At 55.8% G+C, this 16,761-nt stretch carries 13 protein-coding genes and 1 pseudogene; 4 read left to right on the top strand and 10 right to left on the bottom strand.

Annotation, left to right across the window (positions count from 1 at the left end; all coding sequences use genetic code 11):
* Positions 1 to 76: 76 nt before the first annotated feature.
* Positions 77 to 445, bottom strand: a complete 369-nt coding sequence (locus ETG88_RS19055; RefSeq protein WP_100778064.1) for a diacylglycerol kinase — start codon at positions 443 to 445, stop codon at positions 77 to 79.
* A 154-nt stretch (positions 446 to 599) separates the two neighbouring features.
* Between ETG88_RS19055 and plsB the strand changes: the two genes are divergently transcribed.
* Positions 600 to 3,020 (top strand): glycerol-3-phosphate 1-O-acyltransferase PlsB, encoded by a 2,421-nt coding sequence (plsB, locus tag ETG88_RS19050; protein ID WP_129036113.1) that lies wholly within the window; start codon positions 600 to 602, stop codon positions 3,018 to 3,020.
* A 100-nt stretch (positions 3,021 to 3,120) separates the two neighbouring features.
* Here the strand turns inward: plsB and ubiA are convergent.
* The 5 genes and pseudogenes from ubiA to malK form a co-directional block, all read right to left on the bottom strand.
* Positions 3,121 to 3,989, bottom strand: a pseudogene (gene ubiA, locus ETG88_RS19045) (4-hydroxybenzoate octaprenyltransferase).
* Between the two features lie 12 nt (positions 3,990 to 4,001).
* Positions 4,002 to 4,499, bottom strand: coding sequence for a chorismate lyase (gene ubiC, locus ETG88_RS19040; RefSeq protein WP_129036112.1), 498 nt, complete (start codon positions 4,497 to 4,499; stop codon positions 4,002 to 4,004).
* Positions 4,500 to 4,680: 181 nt separating this feature from the next.
* Positions 4,681 to 5,634 (bottom strand): maltose operon protein MalM, encoded by a 954-nt coding sequence (malM, locus tag ETG88_RS19035; RefSeq protein ID WP_123429859.1) that lies wholly within the window; start codon positions 5,632 to 5,634, stop codon positions 4,681 to 4,683.
* 114 nt (positions 5,635 to 5,748) lie between these two features.
* Complete coding sequence (locus tag ETG88_RS19030) at positions 5,749 to 7,101, bottom strand: maltoporin (RefSeq protein ID WP_100780781.1); 1,353 nt, start codon at positions 7,099 to 7,101, stop codon at positions 5,749 to 5,751.
* Between the two features lie 102 nt (positions 7,102 to 7,203).
* Positions 7,204 to 8,313 carry a maltose/maltodextrin ABC transporter ATP-binding protein MalK gene (gene malK / locus ETG88_RS19025; protein WP_123429858.1) on the bottom strand — a complete coding sequence of 370 codons (1,110 nt, stop codon included), beginning with the start codon at positions 8,311 to 8,313 and terminating at the stop codon, positions 7,204 to 7,206.
* A 371-nt stretch (positions 8,314 to 8,684) separates the two neighbouring features.
* Between malK and malE the strand changes: the two genes are divergently transcribed.
* The 3 genes from malE (at position 8,685) to malG (ending at position 12,441) form a co-directional block, all read left to right on the top strand.
* On the top strand, positions 8,685 to 9,875 hold the full coding sequence (gene malE / locus ETG88_RS19015) for a maltose/maltodextrin ABC transporter substrate-binding protein MalE (protein ID WP_100778070.1): 1,191 nt from the start codon (positions 8,685 to 8,687) through the stop codon (positions 9,873 to 9,875).
* A gap of 116 nt (positions 9,876 to 9,991) precedes the next feature.
* Positions 9,992 to 11,536, top strand: a complete 1,545-nt coding sequence (malF, locus tag ETG88_RS19010; RefSeq protein ID WP_129036111.1) for a maltose ABC transporter permease MalF — start codon at positions 9,992 to 9,994, stop codon at positions 11,534 to 11,536.
* Positions 11,537 to 11,550: 14 nt separating this feature from the next.
* Positions 11,551 to 12,441 carry a maltose ABC transporter permease MalG gene (gene malG, locus ETG88_RS19005; protein WP_100778072.1) on the top strand — a complete coding sequence of 297 codons (891 nt, stop codon included), beginning with the start codon at positions 11,551 to 11,553 and terminating at the stop codon, positions 12,439 to 12,441.
* A 221-nt stretch (positions 12,442 to 12,662) separates the two neighbouring features.
* On the opposite strand, the gene psiE is transcribed toward malG, so the two are convergent.
* From psiE to ETG88_RS18985, 4 genes are all read right to left on the bottom strand, one after another.
* On the bottom strand, positions 12,663 to 13,073 hold the full coding sequence (gene psiE, locus ETG88_RS19000; RefSeq protein WP_095280319.1) for a phosphate-starvation-inducible protein PsiE: 411 nt from the start codon (positions 13,071 to 13,073) through the stop codon (positions 12,663 to 12,665).
* Between the two features lie 172 nt (positions 13,074 to 13,245).
* Positions 13,246 to 15,342, bottom strand: coding sequence for a YjbH domain-containing protein (locus tag ETG88_RS18995; RefSeq protein WP_129036110.1), 2,097 nt, complete (start codon positions 15,340 to 15,342; stop codon positions 13,246 to 13,248).
* Positions 15,342 to 16,079 carry a capsule biosynthesis GfcC family protein gene (locus ETG88_RS18990; protein ID WP_129036109.1) on the bottom strand — a complete coding sequence of 246 codons (738 nt, stop codon included), beginning with the start codon at positions 16,077 to 16,079 and terminating at the stop codon, positions 15,342 to 15,344. The genes ETG88_RS18995 and ETG88_RS18990 overlap by 1 nt, the downstream gene beginning before the upstream one ends.
* Complete coding sequence (locus ETG88_RS18985; RefSeq protein WP_102105626.1) at positions 16,076 to 16,714, bottom strand: YjbF family lipoprotein; 639 nt, start codon at positions 16,712 to 16,714, stop codon at positions 16,076 to 16,078. The genes ETG88_RS18990 and ETG88_RS18985 overlap by 4 nt, the downstream gene beginning before the upstream one ends.
* Between the last annotated feature and the right edge of the window lie 47 nt (positions 16,715 to 16,761).

Here is a 16,761-nt window from a genome sequence, read left to right as displayed (position 1 = left end):
GAGTATATACAGTCAAAGGTGATTTTGGAATCAAAAACTGCACAAAAAACCAGAGACTTATTGGATTCCTGAAGCCTTATCGAAAATGTGACCAAAGAAGCGTGCCCCAGGTGATGGCTGCGATGATAATCGCCAGCAGCACAGCGGCAGAACCCATGTCCTTCGCACGGCCCGACAGTTCATGGAAATCAGAACCGATGCGATCCACCACCGCTTCAATAGCGCTGTTGAGAATTTCCACTATCATCACCAGAAGGACTGAACCAATGAGCAATACGCGGGTTATCGGGTCGACATCCAGAAAACAGGCGATGATCACCGCAACAACCGCAGCAACCCCTTCCTGGCGGAAAGCGGCCTCATTGATCCATGCGGCGCGGAAACCTTTCCATGAATATCCGGCAGCTTTGATGATTCGGGTTAACCCAGTGGTATTATTGGCCATTAAAAGAACCTTTTCTTAGATTTAGCGTCAGTAACTATAGCTGTAGCGCGTAGCAATACAGCCTGAAGTATGACCGGTAACAACAGAAATTTTGCGCGCTTTCTGTTATCCTTGCGCCGCAATTGCATTATTAACCAGAGGCTTTACATCGTTTATGTCCGGCTGGCCACGAATTTACTACAAATTACTTAATTTACCATTAAGCGTCCTGGTAAAAAGTAAGTCTATCCCGGCGGAACCTGCGCTGGAATTAGGGCTCGATACCTCGCGCCCTATTATGTACGTTTTGCCTTACAACTCGAAGGCAGACTTACTGACGCTCCGCGCCCAATGTCTGGCGCATGACTTGCCCGATCCGCTCGAACCCCTTGAGGTCGACGGGACTCTGCTGCCGCGCTACGTGTTTATTCACGGCGGGCCGCGCGTGTTCACCTATTACACGCCAAAAGAAGAGTCCATCAAGCTGTTCCACGACTACCTCGATCTGCACCGCAGCAACCCAAATCTGGATGTCCAGATGGTGCCGGTGTCGGTGATGTTTGGTCGTCGTCCTGGCCGTCAGAAAGGCGAGGAAAACCCACCACTGCGTATGCTGAACGGCATCCAGAAGTTCTTTGCCGTCTCATGGTTAGGCCGCGACAGCTTTGTGCGTTTCTCCCCTTCCGTCTCCCTGCGCCGCATGGCGGATGAGCACGGGACGGATAAAATCATCGCCCAGAAACTGGCTCGCGTCGCGCGTATGCACTTTGCCCGTCAGCGTCTGGCTGCCGTTGGCCCGCGCCTGCCTGCACGCCAGGACCTGTTCAACAAATTGCTGGCATCTAAAGCCATTGCCCGCGCGGTTGAAGACGAAGCGCGCAGCAAGAAAATCTCTCACGAGAAAGCCCAGCAAAACGCCATCGCTCTGATGGAAGAGATCGCGGCCAACTTCTCCTATGAGATGATCCGCCTCTCCGACCGTATCCTGAGCTTCACCTGGAACCGTCTGTATCAGGGGATTAACGTCCATAACGCCGAGCGCGTGCGCCAGCTTGCCCACGACGGCCACGAAATCGTCTATGTGCCTTGCCACCGCAGCCACATGGACTACCTGCTGCTGTCTTATGTGCTGTATCACCAGGGGCTGGTACCACCGCACATCGCGGCCGGTATCAACCTGAATTTCTGGCCAGCCGGCCCGATTTTCCGCCGTCTGGGGGCGTTCTTTATTCGTCGTACCTTCAAAGGCAACAAGCTCTACTCCACGGTGTTCCGCGAATATCTGGGCGAGCTGTTTAGCCGTGGCTATTCCGTTGAGTATTTCGTCGAAGGGGGGCGTTCCCGTACGGGCCGTCTTCTGGACCCGAAAACCGGTACTCTGTCGATGACCATTCAGGCGATGCTGCGCGGCGGTACGCGTCCGATTACGCTGGTGCCGATCTACATCGGTTACGAGCACGTCATGGAAGTGGGCACTTACGCCAAAGAGCTGCGCGGTGCGACCAAAGAGAAAGAGAGCCTGCCTCAGATGCTGAAAGGCCTGAGCAAGCTGCGCAATCTCGGCCAAGGTTACGTGAACTTTGGCGAACCGCTGCCGCTGATGACCTATCTGAACCAGCACGTGCCGGAGTGGCGCGAATCTATCGACCCAATCGAAGCGATTCGCCCTGCATGGCTGACGCCTACGGTGAATAATATCGCGGCCGATCTGATGGTGCGTATTAACAACGCCGGGGCGGCCAACGCCATGAACCTGTGCGTCACGGCACTGTTAGCCTCACGCCAGCGCTCGCTGACGCGCGAACAGCTGACCGAACAGCTCGATTGCTATCTGGATATTATGCGTAATGTCCCGTACTCAGCGGATTCCACCGTTCCGTCTGCCACCGCCAGTCAGTTGATCGACCACGCGCTGCAGATGAACAAGTTCGAAGTTGAGAAGGACACCATCGGGGACATCATCATTCTGCCGCGCGAGCAGGCGGTGCTGATGACCTACTATCGTAACAACATCACGCATATGCTGATGTTGCCGTCGCTGATGGCAGCCATCATCACTCAGCATCGCCGCATTTCCCGTCAGGAACTGCTGCGCCATGTTGAGACGCTCTATCCGATGCTGAAAGAAGAGCTGTTCCTGAGCTGGAGCAAAGATGAAGTGGCCGTTGAGCTGGAAAAACTGACTGCTGAGCTGCTGCGTCAGGGTCTGTTGACCGTCAAAGATGACGAGCTGCATATCAACCCGTCACGTTCCCGCACGCTGCAACTGCTGGCGGCCGGTGCACGTGAAACATTGCAGCGCTACGCGATCACCTTCTGGCTGTTGAGCGCGAACCCGTCCATCAACCGTGGTACCCTGGAAAAAGAGAGCCGCACGCTGGCTCAGCGTTTATCCGTGCTGCACGGCATTAACGCACCAGAGTTCTTCGATAAAGCGGTGTTTAGCTCACTGGTACTGACGCTGCGCGATGAAGGCTATATCAGCGATACCGGCGATGCGGAACCTGAAGAGACGATGAAGGTTTATCAAATGCTGGCCGAGCTGATTACGTCGGACGTGCGTTTGACCATTGAAAGCGCAACGCAGGACGAGTGACATAAAAAAGCCGGGAGGCGGTTTCGCCTTTCCCGGCTTACAATTACAAATATGCATCAGATATGTGCCCGGTGAGCGTTAGCGCTGCCGGGCATTTTTTTCAGGAAAAATAGCTCATCGCCAGCCCTAAAAACAGCACCAGCCCAACATAGTTGTTGTTCAAAAACGCTTTGAAACAGGCTTCACGCTCGCGATTCGCAATCAGCTTTTGCTGATATGCAAACAGCATCCCCGCCACCAGCACGGACCAGTAAAATTCCCAGTTCAGGGCGTTCAGATAACCAATCAGTACCATCAGCCCTAACACCGCGACCTGCAATACCCCGATGATCAGCTTGTCGTGGCGGCCAAACAGAATCGCCGTCGATTTGATGCCAATTTTCAGATCGTCATCGCGTCGACCATCGCATACTGGGTGTCGTACGCCACCGCCCACAGAATGTTAGCGAGGAACATCAGCCAGCAGCTCAAGGGCACAGATTCACTGACGGCGGCAAACGCCATCGGAATCGACCAGCCAAATGCCGCGCCCAGCACCACCTGCGGCAGATGGGTATAGCGCTTCATAAACGGATACACCCACGCCAGCGCCAGTGCCGCAACCGAGAGTAAAATCGTCATGGTGTTGAGCGTTAAAACCAGCAGAAACGCGAGGAGCACCAGCACCACAAACAGCGTGCGGGCCTCTTTTTCTGACACCTGACCGCTCGGCATCGGACGGTTGGCGGTGCGTTTCACGTGGCCGTCAAATTTGCGGTCGGCATAATCGTTAACCACGCAGCCCGCGGCACGCATCAGCCAGACGCCTGCGACAAACACTGCCAGGATCCACAGCGGCGGTAAACCTGGGGTGGCAACCCACAGCGCCCATAGCGTCGGCCACAGCAGCAAAAAGGTGCCGATGGGTTTATCGGTACGCATCAAGCGGTGAAAAGCCAGCAGCTTATCCTGCGTCAGACTCCACTCCATTTTCATATCCTCTTAGTACAACGGCGATGCAGGCAAAAAGAGTTCTGTCAGCATGAGCGGCTTGCCGCTTAAGCGCAGGCGGGAACGGCGTCCCCACAGGTCTGCATTGCGACCAATTTCAATAAAATCACGGGTAAGCTCAGACGAAGTAAAAAGATAGCGTCCCAGCGGGGTTTTACCCAGCTGTTGCAGCGCCAGCTCCGGACCGCACAGGGTAGATTCAGGGACCACGGTCCGCCCGGCAAGCCAGGGTTCACCATCGGCGCAGAGTAAAATTTCACGCAGCCAGTAACGATCTTCTTTTGGCAGCAGCGGCAGTTCACTGGCGACGTCCTCAGGGGAGACGAACCCTTCCTGAATCAGCGTTACCGTGACTTTTTTCCCCTGCTGCTCAAAGCGTTTCGTCATGGAATCTTCCAGCAGCAACCAGTCCAGTTGCTCCGGGTCAAGCGCGGGAATGTTTTCAAAATAGCGCAGCGCACGCAGTTGCGTTAGCGCAGGGTGTGACATGCCAGACTCTCCGATACATAACGTCTGGCTATTGTATCGCAGAAAAGCAGATTGGGGGCGGCCAAACGCGGTTTAACGATCATTATCGCAACAGGAGTGCAACAGCCTGCGCCGCCCAAAAAAAAGTGCGCCCACTCAGGCGCACTAAACTACTGACAACATCAGCACTGCGGGGAGACGGTCACCCCTTGCCTTTTACACTGCTGATAAAGGTGGAACGGGCAGTGGTCGAACCTAAACGCTCAGCTTCATCCAGCAGCTTCAGCGCTTTGTCTACATCGCCGCGATCAACTGCTTCTTTGATGGCGCGATTGAAGTAACTTTCAGTGTCATTCAACATCGGCTCGGCTTTCTTCGCCGGAGCTGGTGCTGGTGTCGGCGCAGCGGCAGGGGCAGCGGCGACAGGCGCGGCATAAGCTGGTGCGGCGGTGTTACCCACAGTCACAGGGCCAGGGCCAGCGGAGCCAAACAGTGGGCCAACCAGTACGCTGGAGGCAGAAGAGGTGCTGACCTTCAGTTTCAGCGTGCCGTCGGTGGTGTGGCGCGCTTTTGGATCCGGAATATCCGGGACCGCATTGCCCGTGCCTTTGGCGTAGGCTTTGGCCGGGTCAACCAGGGTAGTTGTCTGGGCGAGATCCTGCGGCGTCGTGAAGACCAGCACATAAATTTTCTGCTGACCCAGCGCAGGCGTCAGGCGCATCACCCCTTCCAGGCGATCGGCGCTCATCACGCCCGGTTCCTGATAGGTAAAATAGCTGCTCGGGAAGAACGCCGATGGCGTCATGTTCTGATCCAGAATCAGCACGTTCGGCGCAAAGACGTGGGTTTGCTTGTCGACAATACTGGTCAGCGTCAGGTTCAGCTCACCAATGTTTGCCGGGACGCTCCAGGCCGCGACCGGGCCGGAAATACCAGGCACATTTAGCTGCTGGCCGCCGCTCGCAAGATCGGTGCTTTGGGTTTTAGACTGGTCGACAGGCGTCCAGACCAGTTGTTGCAGTGCAGAAGCCGGGATGGCGGGAGCCGCCGTGGTGTTCTGCGGAACGAAATTAACCTCGGCAAAACTGACTGCCGGAACGCTTGCCAGCAGGCCAGCGGAAAGGCAGAGGGCGACGAGACTTTTGTTCATTTTCATTGTTATCACCTCAGATATTCAGCGCAGCGGTGGCCAGGCAATAGCGCGCGACGCTTAAATCAGAGGGGCTTGCGCCCCTCCTTTGTTTAGCCATTACGTGAGATTAACTGCGGATTACCACCAGATTTCCATCTGGGCACCGAAGCTCCACTCGTCGTTATCGCCGCGGCCAAGGCCTGCAGTCTGCATACCGAAGTTGGAGTTGTAGTTACCGCTGGTAGTGATCGGGCTACCCGAAGTGTCGTAACCCCATTTCTCATCCCACTTCGCATAGGTTGCGAAGACGCGGATTGCCGGACGGGACCAGATGCTGTCGCCAGCCTGCCATTGTTGCGCCAGGGTGACTTTGTACTGGTTGTTTTTGTCGCCGGTGTTCTGGGATTTGACGTTGTCGTAGCCCACTTCCAGCAAGGTACTCATGATTGGCGTCCATTTGTACATTGGGCGCACACCCACGGTGTACCATTTGGTGCCGTTGCCGTTATCCCAGTCGATGTCCTGGTACATACCGACGTACATCAGGTCCCAGCTGTCGCCCAGGGAGATTGCACCGTGGTCGAGAACGCGCAGCAGGTGGCCGTTGTTGTTGATGCCGTAGGCATACAGTTTGCCATCGGAATCGTCATTACCCAGACCGATGCCAGCACCCTGGTTCAGGCCTTTACCCTGAGAGGTCATGGAGTCTGTTGCGTACTGAACGACGAACTTGTTAAAGCCTTTCAGCATGCTTTGGGTATGTTCTGCGGTGAACATCCAGCCATCTTTGGAGGCGTTCGGCTGCAGATAGTAATCGTCATTTACGTTGGTGTGACCGTAGTCAACGCCCAGTTCCAGCGTACCGCCTGGGTTGATTTCCATCTGCGCTAAACGCACGTCGAAGACGTCGTTAGCGGTATCAGTGGTGTAATCACGAATGTTGTTGCTGGCGAAGGTAGAGGAGCCGCCCGCTTCAGTCGAACGGGTCACAGCCATGGAGAGTTTACCAAAGCCGAGATCCACGTTTTCCAGACCTGCACCCGGGCCGGAGATATCCCAGTAGTAGAAGTCGATCATGTGAACGTCATGACGCTGATAGAAGCGCTTACCCGCCCACATGGTGGAACCTGGCAGCCATTCAATCAGGTTTTTACCCTGCACGTTGGCTTCACGGAACGCGGGATCAGTAGCTTCCCAGTCGTTCTGCTGTGCAACGGAGTACGCGACGTTGGTGTCGAAGTAGAAGCTCTTATCGCCTTCTTTCCACACTTCCTGGCCCAGTTTCAGCTCAGCGTAAGTTTCACATTCGTTACCAAGACGATATTTACTTTGTGCACCCGTTGCCTGGAAGCACTGTTGCGCGCCGCCGCTACCGGTCCAGCCGATACCCGAACGGGCGTAACCTTTAAAATCGACGGCACCCGCGTGAGCAGACAAAATGCCTGCAGTCACGGCAATTGCCAGTGGAAGTTTGCGCAGAGTAATCATTATTCTATCTCCTGAGATCATTGCTTTTCTTATTACACTTCACTCTTCGGGCTACCTCTTCGTTGGCTGCAGCGCGAAGGATGACGTGTAGTTTTGTTGGAATGCTTAAACGCCTGGCTCTTTATGCAGCCGACGACATGCAGTGCCATCCTCTCGGAACAGATGGCAACGCTCTGGCGGCAAACCGATAGCGAATGTGGCACCCTCTTCTACCAACACCACGTCGTTCTGGCGGTAAACCAGGTTCTGACGGATGGCGGGGATCTGGATATGAATCTGTGTTTCGTGACCAAGTTGTTCGACGACCTGAACGTCCCCTTCCAGCGTCACATCGGCGATCTGACTTGGCAGTAAATGTTCAGGACGAATACCCAGGGACATGTTTGCCCCGACCTGTACGTTAGCGCTGTCCACTGGCAGCCAAATCTGCTGACGGTTCGGCAGTTCCACCTGTACCTGTTCGATCGCCGTTGCGGTCACTTTGACCGGCAGGAAGTTCATCTTCGGCGAGCCAATAAAGCCCGCAACGAAGCGATCTGCCGGGTAGTGATACAGCTCCAGCGGTTTCCCTACTTGCGCGACGCGACCGGCGTCCAGCACCACGATTTTGTCGGCGAGCGTCATCGCTTCGACCTGATCGTGGGTGACGTACACCATCGTGCGGCCAAGGCGTTTGTGCAGGCGGGAAATTTCAATACGCATCTGAACGCGCAGGGCGGCGTCCAGGTTAGAAAGGGGTTCATCAAGCAGGAACACGCGCGGTTCCGCCACCAGCGTACGGCCAATCGCCACGCGCTGACGTTGTCCGCCGGAGAGCGCTTTCGGTTTACGCTCCAGCAGGTGTGCCAGCTGCAGCACTTCCGCCACCTGGGTGACGCGCTGATTGATGACATCTTTTTTCGCCCCGGCCAGCTTCAGGCCAAAGGACATGTTTTCGGCAACGGAGAGATGGGGATAAAGCGCATAAGACTGGAAAACCATGCCGACACCGCGTTCGGCGGGTGGGATATCGTTCATGCGGGTTTCACCGATAAACAGATCGCCACTGGTGATCGTTTCAAGTCCAGCAATCATACGCAGCAGTGTTGACTTACCGCAGCCTGATGGGCCAACAAACACCACGAATTCACCTTCGTGGATGTCGAGATTGATGTCTTTTGACACCACTACGTCGCCCCAGGCTTTCGTTACATTCCGCAGCTGTACGCTCGCCATGCCCTTCTCCCTTCGTTACAACCTGTCACCGACAGAAACATTCAACATAAGTTCACTATGGGGTATCCATAAGTTCTGCAAATCCTCCACCCCCTGCCTTTTTCATGGGGGAGGAGGCGGGAGGATGAGAGAACCGGTTCTGCCACCGCGCCGGGCGTGGTCTGGGTAAATTCGTGATGCAGGCGGCAAAATTCAGTGGGTTTTTATGTGCGCCATGACTCATAACTTAAATTTATGCAACGCAGATCACACAAAGCGGGGGTGGGGCGTAGACCTAAGGAGGATGGAAAGAGGATGTCATATAAGGAAACTGGCTCACGTTGAACCACCTCAGTGTATCCACGAGCACATCACCAAAAAGGATGGCAGATATGAAGATCAAGACTGGCGCACGCGTTTTCGCATTGTCCGCCCTGGCAGCAATGATGATTTCCGCACCGGCTCTCGCCAAAATTGAAGAAGGTAAGCTGGTTATCTGGATTAACGGCGACAAAGGCTATAACGGCCTGGCCGAAGTGGGTAAGAAATTCGAAAAAGACACCGGCATCAAAGTCACCGTTGAACACCCTGACAAACTGGAAGAGAAATTCCCGCAGGTCGCGGCAACGGGCGATGGCCCGGACATCATCTTCTGGGCGCATGACCGTTTCGGTGGCTACGCACAGTCTGGCCTGCTGGCTGAAGTCTCTCCTGATAAAGCGTTCCAGGACAAACTGTTCCCGTTCACCTGGGACGCCGTGCGTTACAACGGCAAGCTGATCGCCTATCCGGTGGCGGTTGAAGCCCTCTCTCTGATTTACAACAAAGACCTCGTACCGAATCCGCCGAAATCCTGGGAAGAGATCCCGGCTCTGGATAAAGAGCTGAAGGCGAAGGGTAAGAGCGCGCTGATGTTCAACCTGCAAGAACCGTACTTCACCTGGCCGCTGATCGCAGCCGACGGCGGGTATGCCTTCAAGTTTGAAAACGGTAAATACGACGTGAAAGACGTGGGTGTGGACAGCGCTGGCGCGAAAGCCGGTCTGACTTTCCTGGTTGATCTGATCAAGAACAAACACATGAATGCCGATACCGATTACTCCATCGCGGAAGCTGCGTTCAACAAAGGCGAAACCGCGATGACCATCAACGGTCCGTGGGCCTGGTCTAACATCGACAAGAGCAAAATCAACTACGGCGTCACGCTGCTGCCAACCTTCAAAGGCAAACCGTCTAAACCGTTCGTTGGCGTGCTGAGCGCAGGCATCAACGCCGCCAGCCCGAACAAAGAGCTGGCGAAAGAGTTCCTCGAAAACTATCTGCTGACCGATCAGGGTCTGGACGAAGTGAACAAGGACAAACCGCTGGGTGCCGTCGCGCTGAAGTCCTTCCAGGATACCCTCGCGAAAGACCCACGTATTGCGGCTACGATGGATAACGCCCAGAAAGGTGAAATCATGCCGAACATCCCGCAAATGGCGGCGTTCTGGTATGCCACTCGTACGGCGGTGATCAACGCAGCAAGCGGTCGTCAGACTGTCGATGCCGCGCTGAAAGACGCGCAAGGTCGTATCACCAAGTAAGCACTATGGCGGGTGAGCGTAGCGATCCCGCCCTACTACTACGGCTCAAACCGTAGGTCAGGTCAGCGACGCGCCGCCTGACAATAAGTTTTCATCGCTGTAGAGGAAGATTCCCCATGGATATCATTAAAAAGAAACACTGGTGGCAAAGCGACACGCTGAAATGGTCAGTGATAGGTCTGCTGGGCTTCCTGGTGGGTTACCTTGTTGTTTTAATGTATGTGCAGGGGGAGTACCTGTTCGCCATCATGACGCTGATTTTAAGCTCTGTTGGCCTGTATATTTTCGCCAATCGTAAAGCCTATGCCTGGCGTTATGTCTATCCGGGTGTGGCCGGGATGGGGCTGTTCGTCCTGTTCCCACTGATCTGTACTATCGCTATTGCATTCACTAACTACAGCAGCACCAACCAGCTCGCGCAGGAACGCGCCCAGCAGGTGCTGATGGACCGTTCTTATCAGGCCGGAAAGACCTTTAACTTTGGTTTATACCCGGCGGGTGACGAATGGAAGCTGGCCCTGACCGACGAAGGGACCGGTAAAAACTATGTTTCCGACGCCTTTAAATTTGGCGGCGAACAGAAACTCACCCTGAAAGAAGCCGACGCCCTGCCGGAAGGCGAGCGCGCGAATCTGCGTGTTATTACCCAGAACCGCCAGGCGCTGACCCAGCTGACGGCCATCCTGCCAGACGAAAGCAAAGTGATCATGAGCTCGCTGCGCCAGTTCTCCGGCACGCAGCCGCTCTATACCAAAGCCGATGACGGCACGCTGACTAACAACCAGAGCGGCGTGAAATACCGTCCGAACAACGAGATCGGTTTCTATCAGTCGGTGAATGCCGACGGCAACTGGGGCGACGAAAAACTCAGCCCAGGCTATACCGTTACCATCGGCTGGGACAACTTTACCCGCGTATTCACCGACGAAGGCATCCAGAAGCCGTTCTTCGCCATCTTCGTCTGGACAGTCGTCTTCTCGGTCCTGACGGTGATCCTGACCGTAGCAGTCGGTATGGTGCTGGCGTGCGTGGTGCAGTGGGAATCCCTCAAGGGTAAAGCCATCTATCGCGTGCTGCTGATTCTGCCGTATGCGGTTCCGTCGTTTATCTCGATTCTGATTTTCAAAGGGCTGTTCAACCAGAGCTTCGGTGAAATCAACATGATGCTGGGCGCGCTCTTTGGCATCAAACCGGCCTGGTTCAGCGACCCGACCACCGCCCGCAGCATGATTATCATCGTCAACACCTGGCTCGGTTATCCGTACATGATGATCCTGTGCATGGGGCTGCTGAAAGCGATTCCGGACGATTTGTACGAAGCCTCGGCGATGGACGGCGCAGGCCCGTTCCAGAACTTCTTTAAGATTACGTTCCCGCTGCTGATCAAGCCGCTGACCCCATTGATGATTGCCAGCTTCGCCTTTAACTTTAACAACTTCGTACTGATTCAGCTTCTGACCAACGGCAGCCCGGACAGGCTCGGAACCACCACGCCAGCAGGCTACACGGACCTGTTAGTGAGCTACACCTACCGCATCGCCTTCGAAGGCGGCGGCGGTCAGGACTTCGGGCTGGCAGCCGCCATCGCCACCCTGATCTTCCTGCTGGTAGGCGCACTGGCTATTGTGAATCTGAAAGCCACACGCATGAAATTCGACTAAGGAGGGCACACATTATGGCTATGGTACAACCCAAATCTCAGAAGTTGCGCCTCCTGGCGACACACTTAGGGCTACTGATTTTTATCGCAGCAATCATGTTCCCGCTGCTGATGGTTATCGCCATCTCCCTGCGTGAAGGGAACTTCGCCACCGGCAGCCTGATCCCGGATCAGATCTCCTGGGAGCACTGGAAGCTGGCGCTGGGCTTCAGCGTCGAACACGCCGATGGCCGCGTGACGCCGCCGCCGTTCCCGGTGCTGCTGTGGCTGTGGAACTCCATCAAAGTGGCCGGCATTACCGCCATCGGGATTGTAGCGCTCTCCACCACCTGCGCTTACGCCTTTGCCCGTATGCGTTTCCCGGGCAAAGCGACGCTGCTGAAAAGCATGCTGATTTTCCAGATGTTCCCGGCAGTGCTGTCGCTGGTGGCGTTGTACGCGTTGTTTGACCGTCTCGGTCAGTACGTGCCCTTCATCGGTCTGAACACCCACGGCGGCGTGATTTTCGCCTACATGGGCGGTATCGCGCTGCACGTCTGGACGATTAAGGGCTATTTCGAAACCATCGATGGATCGCTTGAAGAAGCGGCGGCGCTGGATGGGGCAACACCGTGGCAGGCTTTCCGCCTCGTGCTGCTGCCGCTGTCGGTGCCGATTCTGGCGGTGGTCTTTATTCTGTCGTTCATCGCGGCCATTACCGAAGTCCCGGTCGCGTCGCTGCTGCTGCGTGATGTGAATAGCTACACGCTGGCCGTAGGTATGCAGCAATACCTCAACCCGCAAAACTACCTGTGGGGCGACTTTGCCGCAGCCGCGGTGCTCTCCGCCATCCCGATAACCGTGGTGTTCCTGCTGGCTCAGCGCTGGCTGGTCAACGGCCTCACGGCGGGCGGTGTGAAAGGTTAAGCTTCATTGTGTTATGCCACTGCAACCCTCAACTTTAGACGTATTGTATTGACCCAATACTCAAAATATTTTGCGGTGCTGGAAGGCGGCAAGTGAGTGAATCCCAGGAGCTTACTAAAGTAAGTGACTGGGGTGAGCGAACGCAGCCAACGCATCAGCAGCGTAAAATATGAAGAGTAAACTTGTGACTGTTGTTTGGCGGCCTTCAGGCCGCCATTTTTTTATTCGCGTTTCAGCCGTTTAGAGTTACACAGCCAGAGGGTAATCACTAACAGCAGGATCGCCGCCGAGTAGATCAGCACATCAAGGGGGGATTTATGATCGACGATGATCAGCCGCACAATCGCGGTGATCCCGATATAGACAAAGTAACGCAGTGGGAAGTGAAAGCCAGACTGAAAGTACTTCACAATCAGGGCGATAAATTCGAAGTAGAGAAAGTAGACCACCAGTCCTTCAACCAGCTCATATTTGCTGGTTTGTTCAGGGGCGAACAGCACATCCGCCAGATGCACCGTCTCTTTGCCGAGAAAGACGACCAGTATCAGGCCAAGGCTCAACAGACCGAGGCTCAGCACGGTCTGGAGGACCATTGAGATAAACTCAACGCGCGGACGAGTCAGGGATGTCATACAGCACCTCATTCTCTGGAGCGAAGATCCTGTATAACTCAAAAATGTGACAGAGATCTATATTTTTTGTTTATGTTTGGAGCAAACCAGAGGAATCGCCCGGTGGCGCGACGCTTACCGGGCCGACAAAATCGTTGGCCGGAAACGCGCAGCGCCATCAGGCAAAACAGTATTAACGTAAGTTAACGGAACGGTCGCTGGTCATGTCGTATAGCTGGAACTTACGTCCAAGCTGCTGTCCACCGTCACGCGTCAGCGGCGTCCAGCCAATGGCTGCGCGGCTGCGGGTCGGGCCTGACGAGAAGAGATCCAGCGGGATGGAAACATATACCCCTTTGGTGAAGTCCCCTTCCCCGTACTCGTCCGGCGACACGTTAGTGATCGTCGCGTAACCGCCCACAACCACGCCGCTGTCGAAGCGCTTCGCAATCTCCAGCGTACCGCCCTTATCCCCCGCCAGATATTGCCCGACGCTGGCTTTCACCAGTACGTCCTGGGCAAACGACGGCGTCCAGTAGGCGGTCAAATGACCGGTTTTGACGCTGTAGTCGGTGAATTTCATCATGTCCTGCGCACTGCGCCAGTCACGCTGTTTCACGTAGTTGGCATCCAGGCCGAACGCCCAGTTGCTGTCTACCGGACGGTAGAGCACTTCTGCCCCCGCGCCGCCGTACATGGTTTCCAGATAACCGCCATACACCTGGCCGTAGAAGCCATTTCCGAGGTACTGGAAATAGTTGGCCTGCAGGTTATTCACATACACATCATTCTGCACATATTCACGCACGCGGGTACGCACGCGCGGCAGCTTCGAGTCGCTCGGCGGATTAGTGTAGTTAAATTTGTCGTAGTTGTTGGCGATGTTGCCAAACACGCTGCCGGTGGTCAGCAGGTGATCCGTCATCCACAGATCCGCCGTGGCCATCACGCCCAGCTGATACATGTAGAAGTTTTCCGGGCCGCCGACGGACTGGTTGAGGATCGGGTCGATATGGAAATCGAAGCGCGATTTGTCGATATACCAGCCCTGCTCGGTGGTTTCTGGCACGACCGGTTCGATACGTTTTTGCACCAGCTCCGTTTCGTGGCCCAGCGGTTCGCCTTCGAGATGACGCTTCAGGCTGGCGACATCCGTTTCCGTGGTCACCTGCGGCATGTTGAGTCGGTTTTCCGTCACGCGGATCGTGCGGATCCCATCCGGCAGATCGTTCATCACGATCCGGTTCGCCCGTTCGATCCCTTCGTGGGAGTCGCGATACTTCACCTGCTCGCCCGTGACATACAGCGTGTCACCTTTGGTCTGGATTTTCGGATCGGCCAGACCCGCGTTGTATTTCAGCAGGGTCAGCTGATTCGCCACCACCGAGTGCTGCATGATCGCATCCTGCGGCTGCGGTCGATAGGCCGGGCGGGAATTATCGTTGTAGGACGGACGCATATCGTTAAAGTTGGTTCGTAGCGTGACACCAAACATGAAGGTGTTGCCGCGCTCGTAGCTGAGGTTAACGTCGGCCCAATCGGTAACACGGTAAATGGCGCCGACGTTAAACTTGCTCTTCTGCTCGATCTTGCCTGCAAAATCTTCCGTGTAGTTGTTGCCTTCGTACTCCAGCTTCAGGCGCAGCGACTGCCATGGCGTCTGATACTCCACGCCGCCAAACAGTGACGCCGGGCCGTGGAACATCTGATCGCCGTTTACCGAACCGGCTTTCTGATAGCTGTTGTCGCGATAGCAATATTTGTCGCTGTAGGAGCAGAACGGGTTTTTCACGTTGCCGCTGGTGCCAAGATATCCCCAGCCCATCCCGAGGGAGAAATCGAACGGTCCCCAGGCTTTGTTGGCGACGATGTACTCCGCATCAAACAGACCCGTACCGCCGATATCGCGCGCGCCGACGGAGACCTGCGGCATCCAGTAGCTCTCTTCCCACAGGCGCAGTTTGACGTCAAAGGCTTTGTCTTTGTAGGTCTGATTACCTGAGAACGCCTCGACGCTGCTGTACTGTTTGGTACGCACATCGGTGTAGCGCAGGGTGGTTTCCAGCCACGGGAAGAGCTGTACCGACGCGGAATAGTAGCGGTACTGATCGTTATCGCGATAGTTAAGGCTGATTTCGCCCTCGCGCGCCATGCGTGCCGTGGGCGTTTGCAGCAAGCCGACGCCGCCGAAATCTGACTGCGACGGTCCGACGGGCGCGGGAAAGGTTTCGGCGTGGCAGGCGGCGCTGACGCAAAGCGCCAGCATGCTGTAGAGATAAGTTCTTTTCATTAATCCGGTATCCGATGCGTCAGGGAGTGAAGGATGTCGGTGTTCAGTCCGTCATACGCCTTCGTCCAGAAGTGATCGGCAAAGCCGACAAAAATCACGCTGCCCGGCATCGGCTCGATATGGCGTTTGTTCCAGTACGCTACCGGGGCTTTTTGCGTGCGACCATCGGGATAAACCACCCACGCATAGCTGCGATCCGCGCCTTCCAGCAGGCTCTGGTCATCCAGGTAACTCGCGAGATCGCGTCCCGGCGTAAACGGCTTTTTCCCAGGAGCGCTGACCAGCCCCATCACCGTCACGGTGGTCGGCTGCGGTGTGATCCACAGGGTGTATTCCCCTTCCAGGGTCGGATTGCCTTTCTCCGCCACGCGCACTTCGTCGGGATCGAGATTAATCAGCTGGCGTCCCGTTACGCTTATCGCCTGCAGCTGCTGACGCACGGCGTTAATTGCGGCAGCCGTGTCGCCCGTTTCTTGCCCTGCCAGACCCGTCAGTCGGGCCAGCAGCGCCTTGTGTTGTTGATCGGCAACCGCGCTGGCCTGACGCTCGCTGATCACCGCTCCCGGCCACCAGCTATTCGCCAGACGCGGCTGGCCGACCAGATCAATCAGATGTTCAGCGTTCGAAAGTGTTTTCGGCTCTTTACTGCCGGGGGTAAAGACCTTGACGGTGCCCGCCGACCACGCCAGCGGTGCGGTCAGTGTCAGGAGCAGCGCAGCAGATGTGATGATTTTCATTGTTTCGCCGCCTTGATCAGGGTGGCTTTCACCGGGAAGAAATTCGCGCCAAGGTATTGCAGTGACTGGCGAATCTGCCCTTCGTCATCCACCCAGAAGCGGTTGTGCCAGCGAGCCTGGTCGGTCGTGACCTCTTCATCAAGGATACGCACCTGAGTTTGGTCGCTGCCCACGGTCACGGTGTCGGTGCCATCCCAGCGGAACAGGGATCGCGCCGTGGCGTAGCGCACCTGTTTGTGCTCCGTCCAGCCCATGGTGCGCGTCCAGCTTGCGCCATCGACGATCTGATTCGGTTTGATAAGCGGGTCTTCTGCGAGGTTATTCACTTCAAGCAGGTTGTCGCCGCCGAGCAGGGTTTTCACCAGACGCCCATGTTGCGTCACGAGTGTGGCCTGGTCCTGCGTCACCCATTTCTGCTGCCCGTTTTCGGCGAAAGCGAGCACCACAAACAGCTGTGGCCCGTCGTTTAACTGCATGTACTGGCTGGCGTAGGGCATATTCTGGATATCGTCATCCGTCAGATGCACGCCTGGCGTGCCAAACAGGCTGTCCCACAGTGAGTTTCCCAGCCCTTTGGTGGTGGCTGAGCACGCCTGCAACAGCAGGCAAATCAGAATGATTGCAGGTCGCTTCACGACTCTTCTCCGAAGGGGTGAAATAACCACACCGAAGTGTGGTTATG

Origin of the sequence: Lelliottia nimipressuralis (assembly GCF_004115925.1) — a bacterium.
GTDB lineage: Bacteria > Pseudomonadota > Gammaproteobacteria > Enterobacterales > Enterobacteriaceae > Enterobacter > Enterobacter nimipressuralis.
This window is presented reverse-complemented; position numbering and strand designations above follow the sequence as displayed.

What these genes read in the sequence shown, in the direction of transcription:
- malM (WP_123429859.1), bottom strand. Translation starts at nt 5,634, where the DNA reads ATGAAAATGAACAAAAGTCTCGTCGCCCTCTGCCTTTCCGCTGGCCTG.
- plsB (WP_129036113.1), top strand. Translation starts at nt 600, where the DNA reads ATGTCCGGCTGGCCACGAATTTACTACAAATTACTTAATTTACCATTA.
- ETG88_RS18995 (WP_129036110.1), bottom strand. Translation starts at nt 15,342, where the DNA reads ATGAAAAGAACTTATCTCTACAGCATGCTGGCGCTTTGCGTCAGCGCC.
- ETG88_RS18990 (WP_129036109.1), bottom strand. Translation starts at nt 16,079, where the DNA reads ATGAAAATCATCACATCTGCTGCGCTGCTCCTGACACTGACCGCACCG.
- malK (WP_123429858.1), bottom strand. Translation starts at nt 8,313, where the DNA reads ATGGCGAGCGTACAGCTGCGGAATGTAACGAAAGCCTGGGGCGACGTA.
- malE (WP_100778070.1), top strand. Translation starts at nt 8,685, where the DNA reads ATGAAGATCAAGACTGGCGCACGCGTTTTCGCATTGTCCGCCCTGGCA.
- malF (WP_129036111.1), top strand. Translation starts at nt 9,992, where the DNA reads ATGGATATCATTAAAAAGAAACACTGGTGGCAAAGCGACACGCTGAAA.
- malG (WP_100778072.1), top strand. Translation starts at nt 11,551, where the DNA reads ATGGCTATGGTACAACCCAAATCTCAGAAGTTGCGCCTCCTGGCGACA.
- ubiC (WP_129036112.1), bottom strand. Translation starts at nt 4,499, where the DNA reads ATGTCACACCCTGCGCTAACGCAACTGCGTGCGCTGCGCTATTTTGAA.
- psiE (WP_095280319.1), bottom strand. Translation starts at nt 13,073, where the DNA reads ATGACATCCCTGACTCGTCCGCGCGTTGAGTTTATCTCAATGGTCCTC.
- ETG88_RS19055 (WP_100778064.1), bottom strand. Translation starts at nt 445, where the DNA reads ATGGCCAATAATACCACTGGGTTAACCCGAATCATCAAAGCTGCCGGA.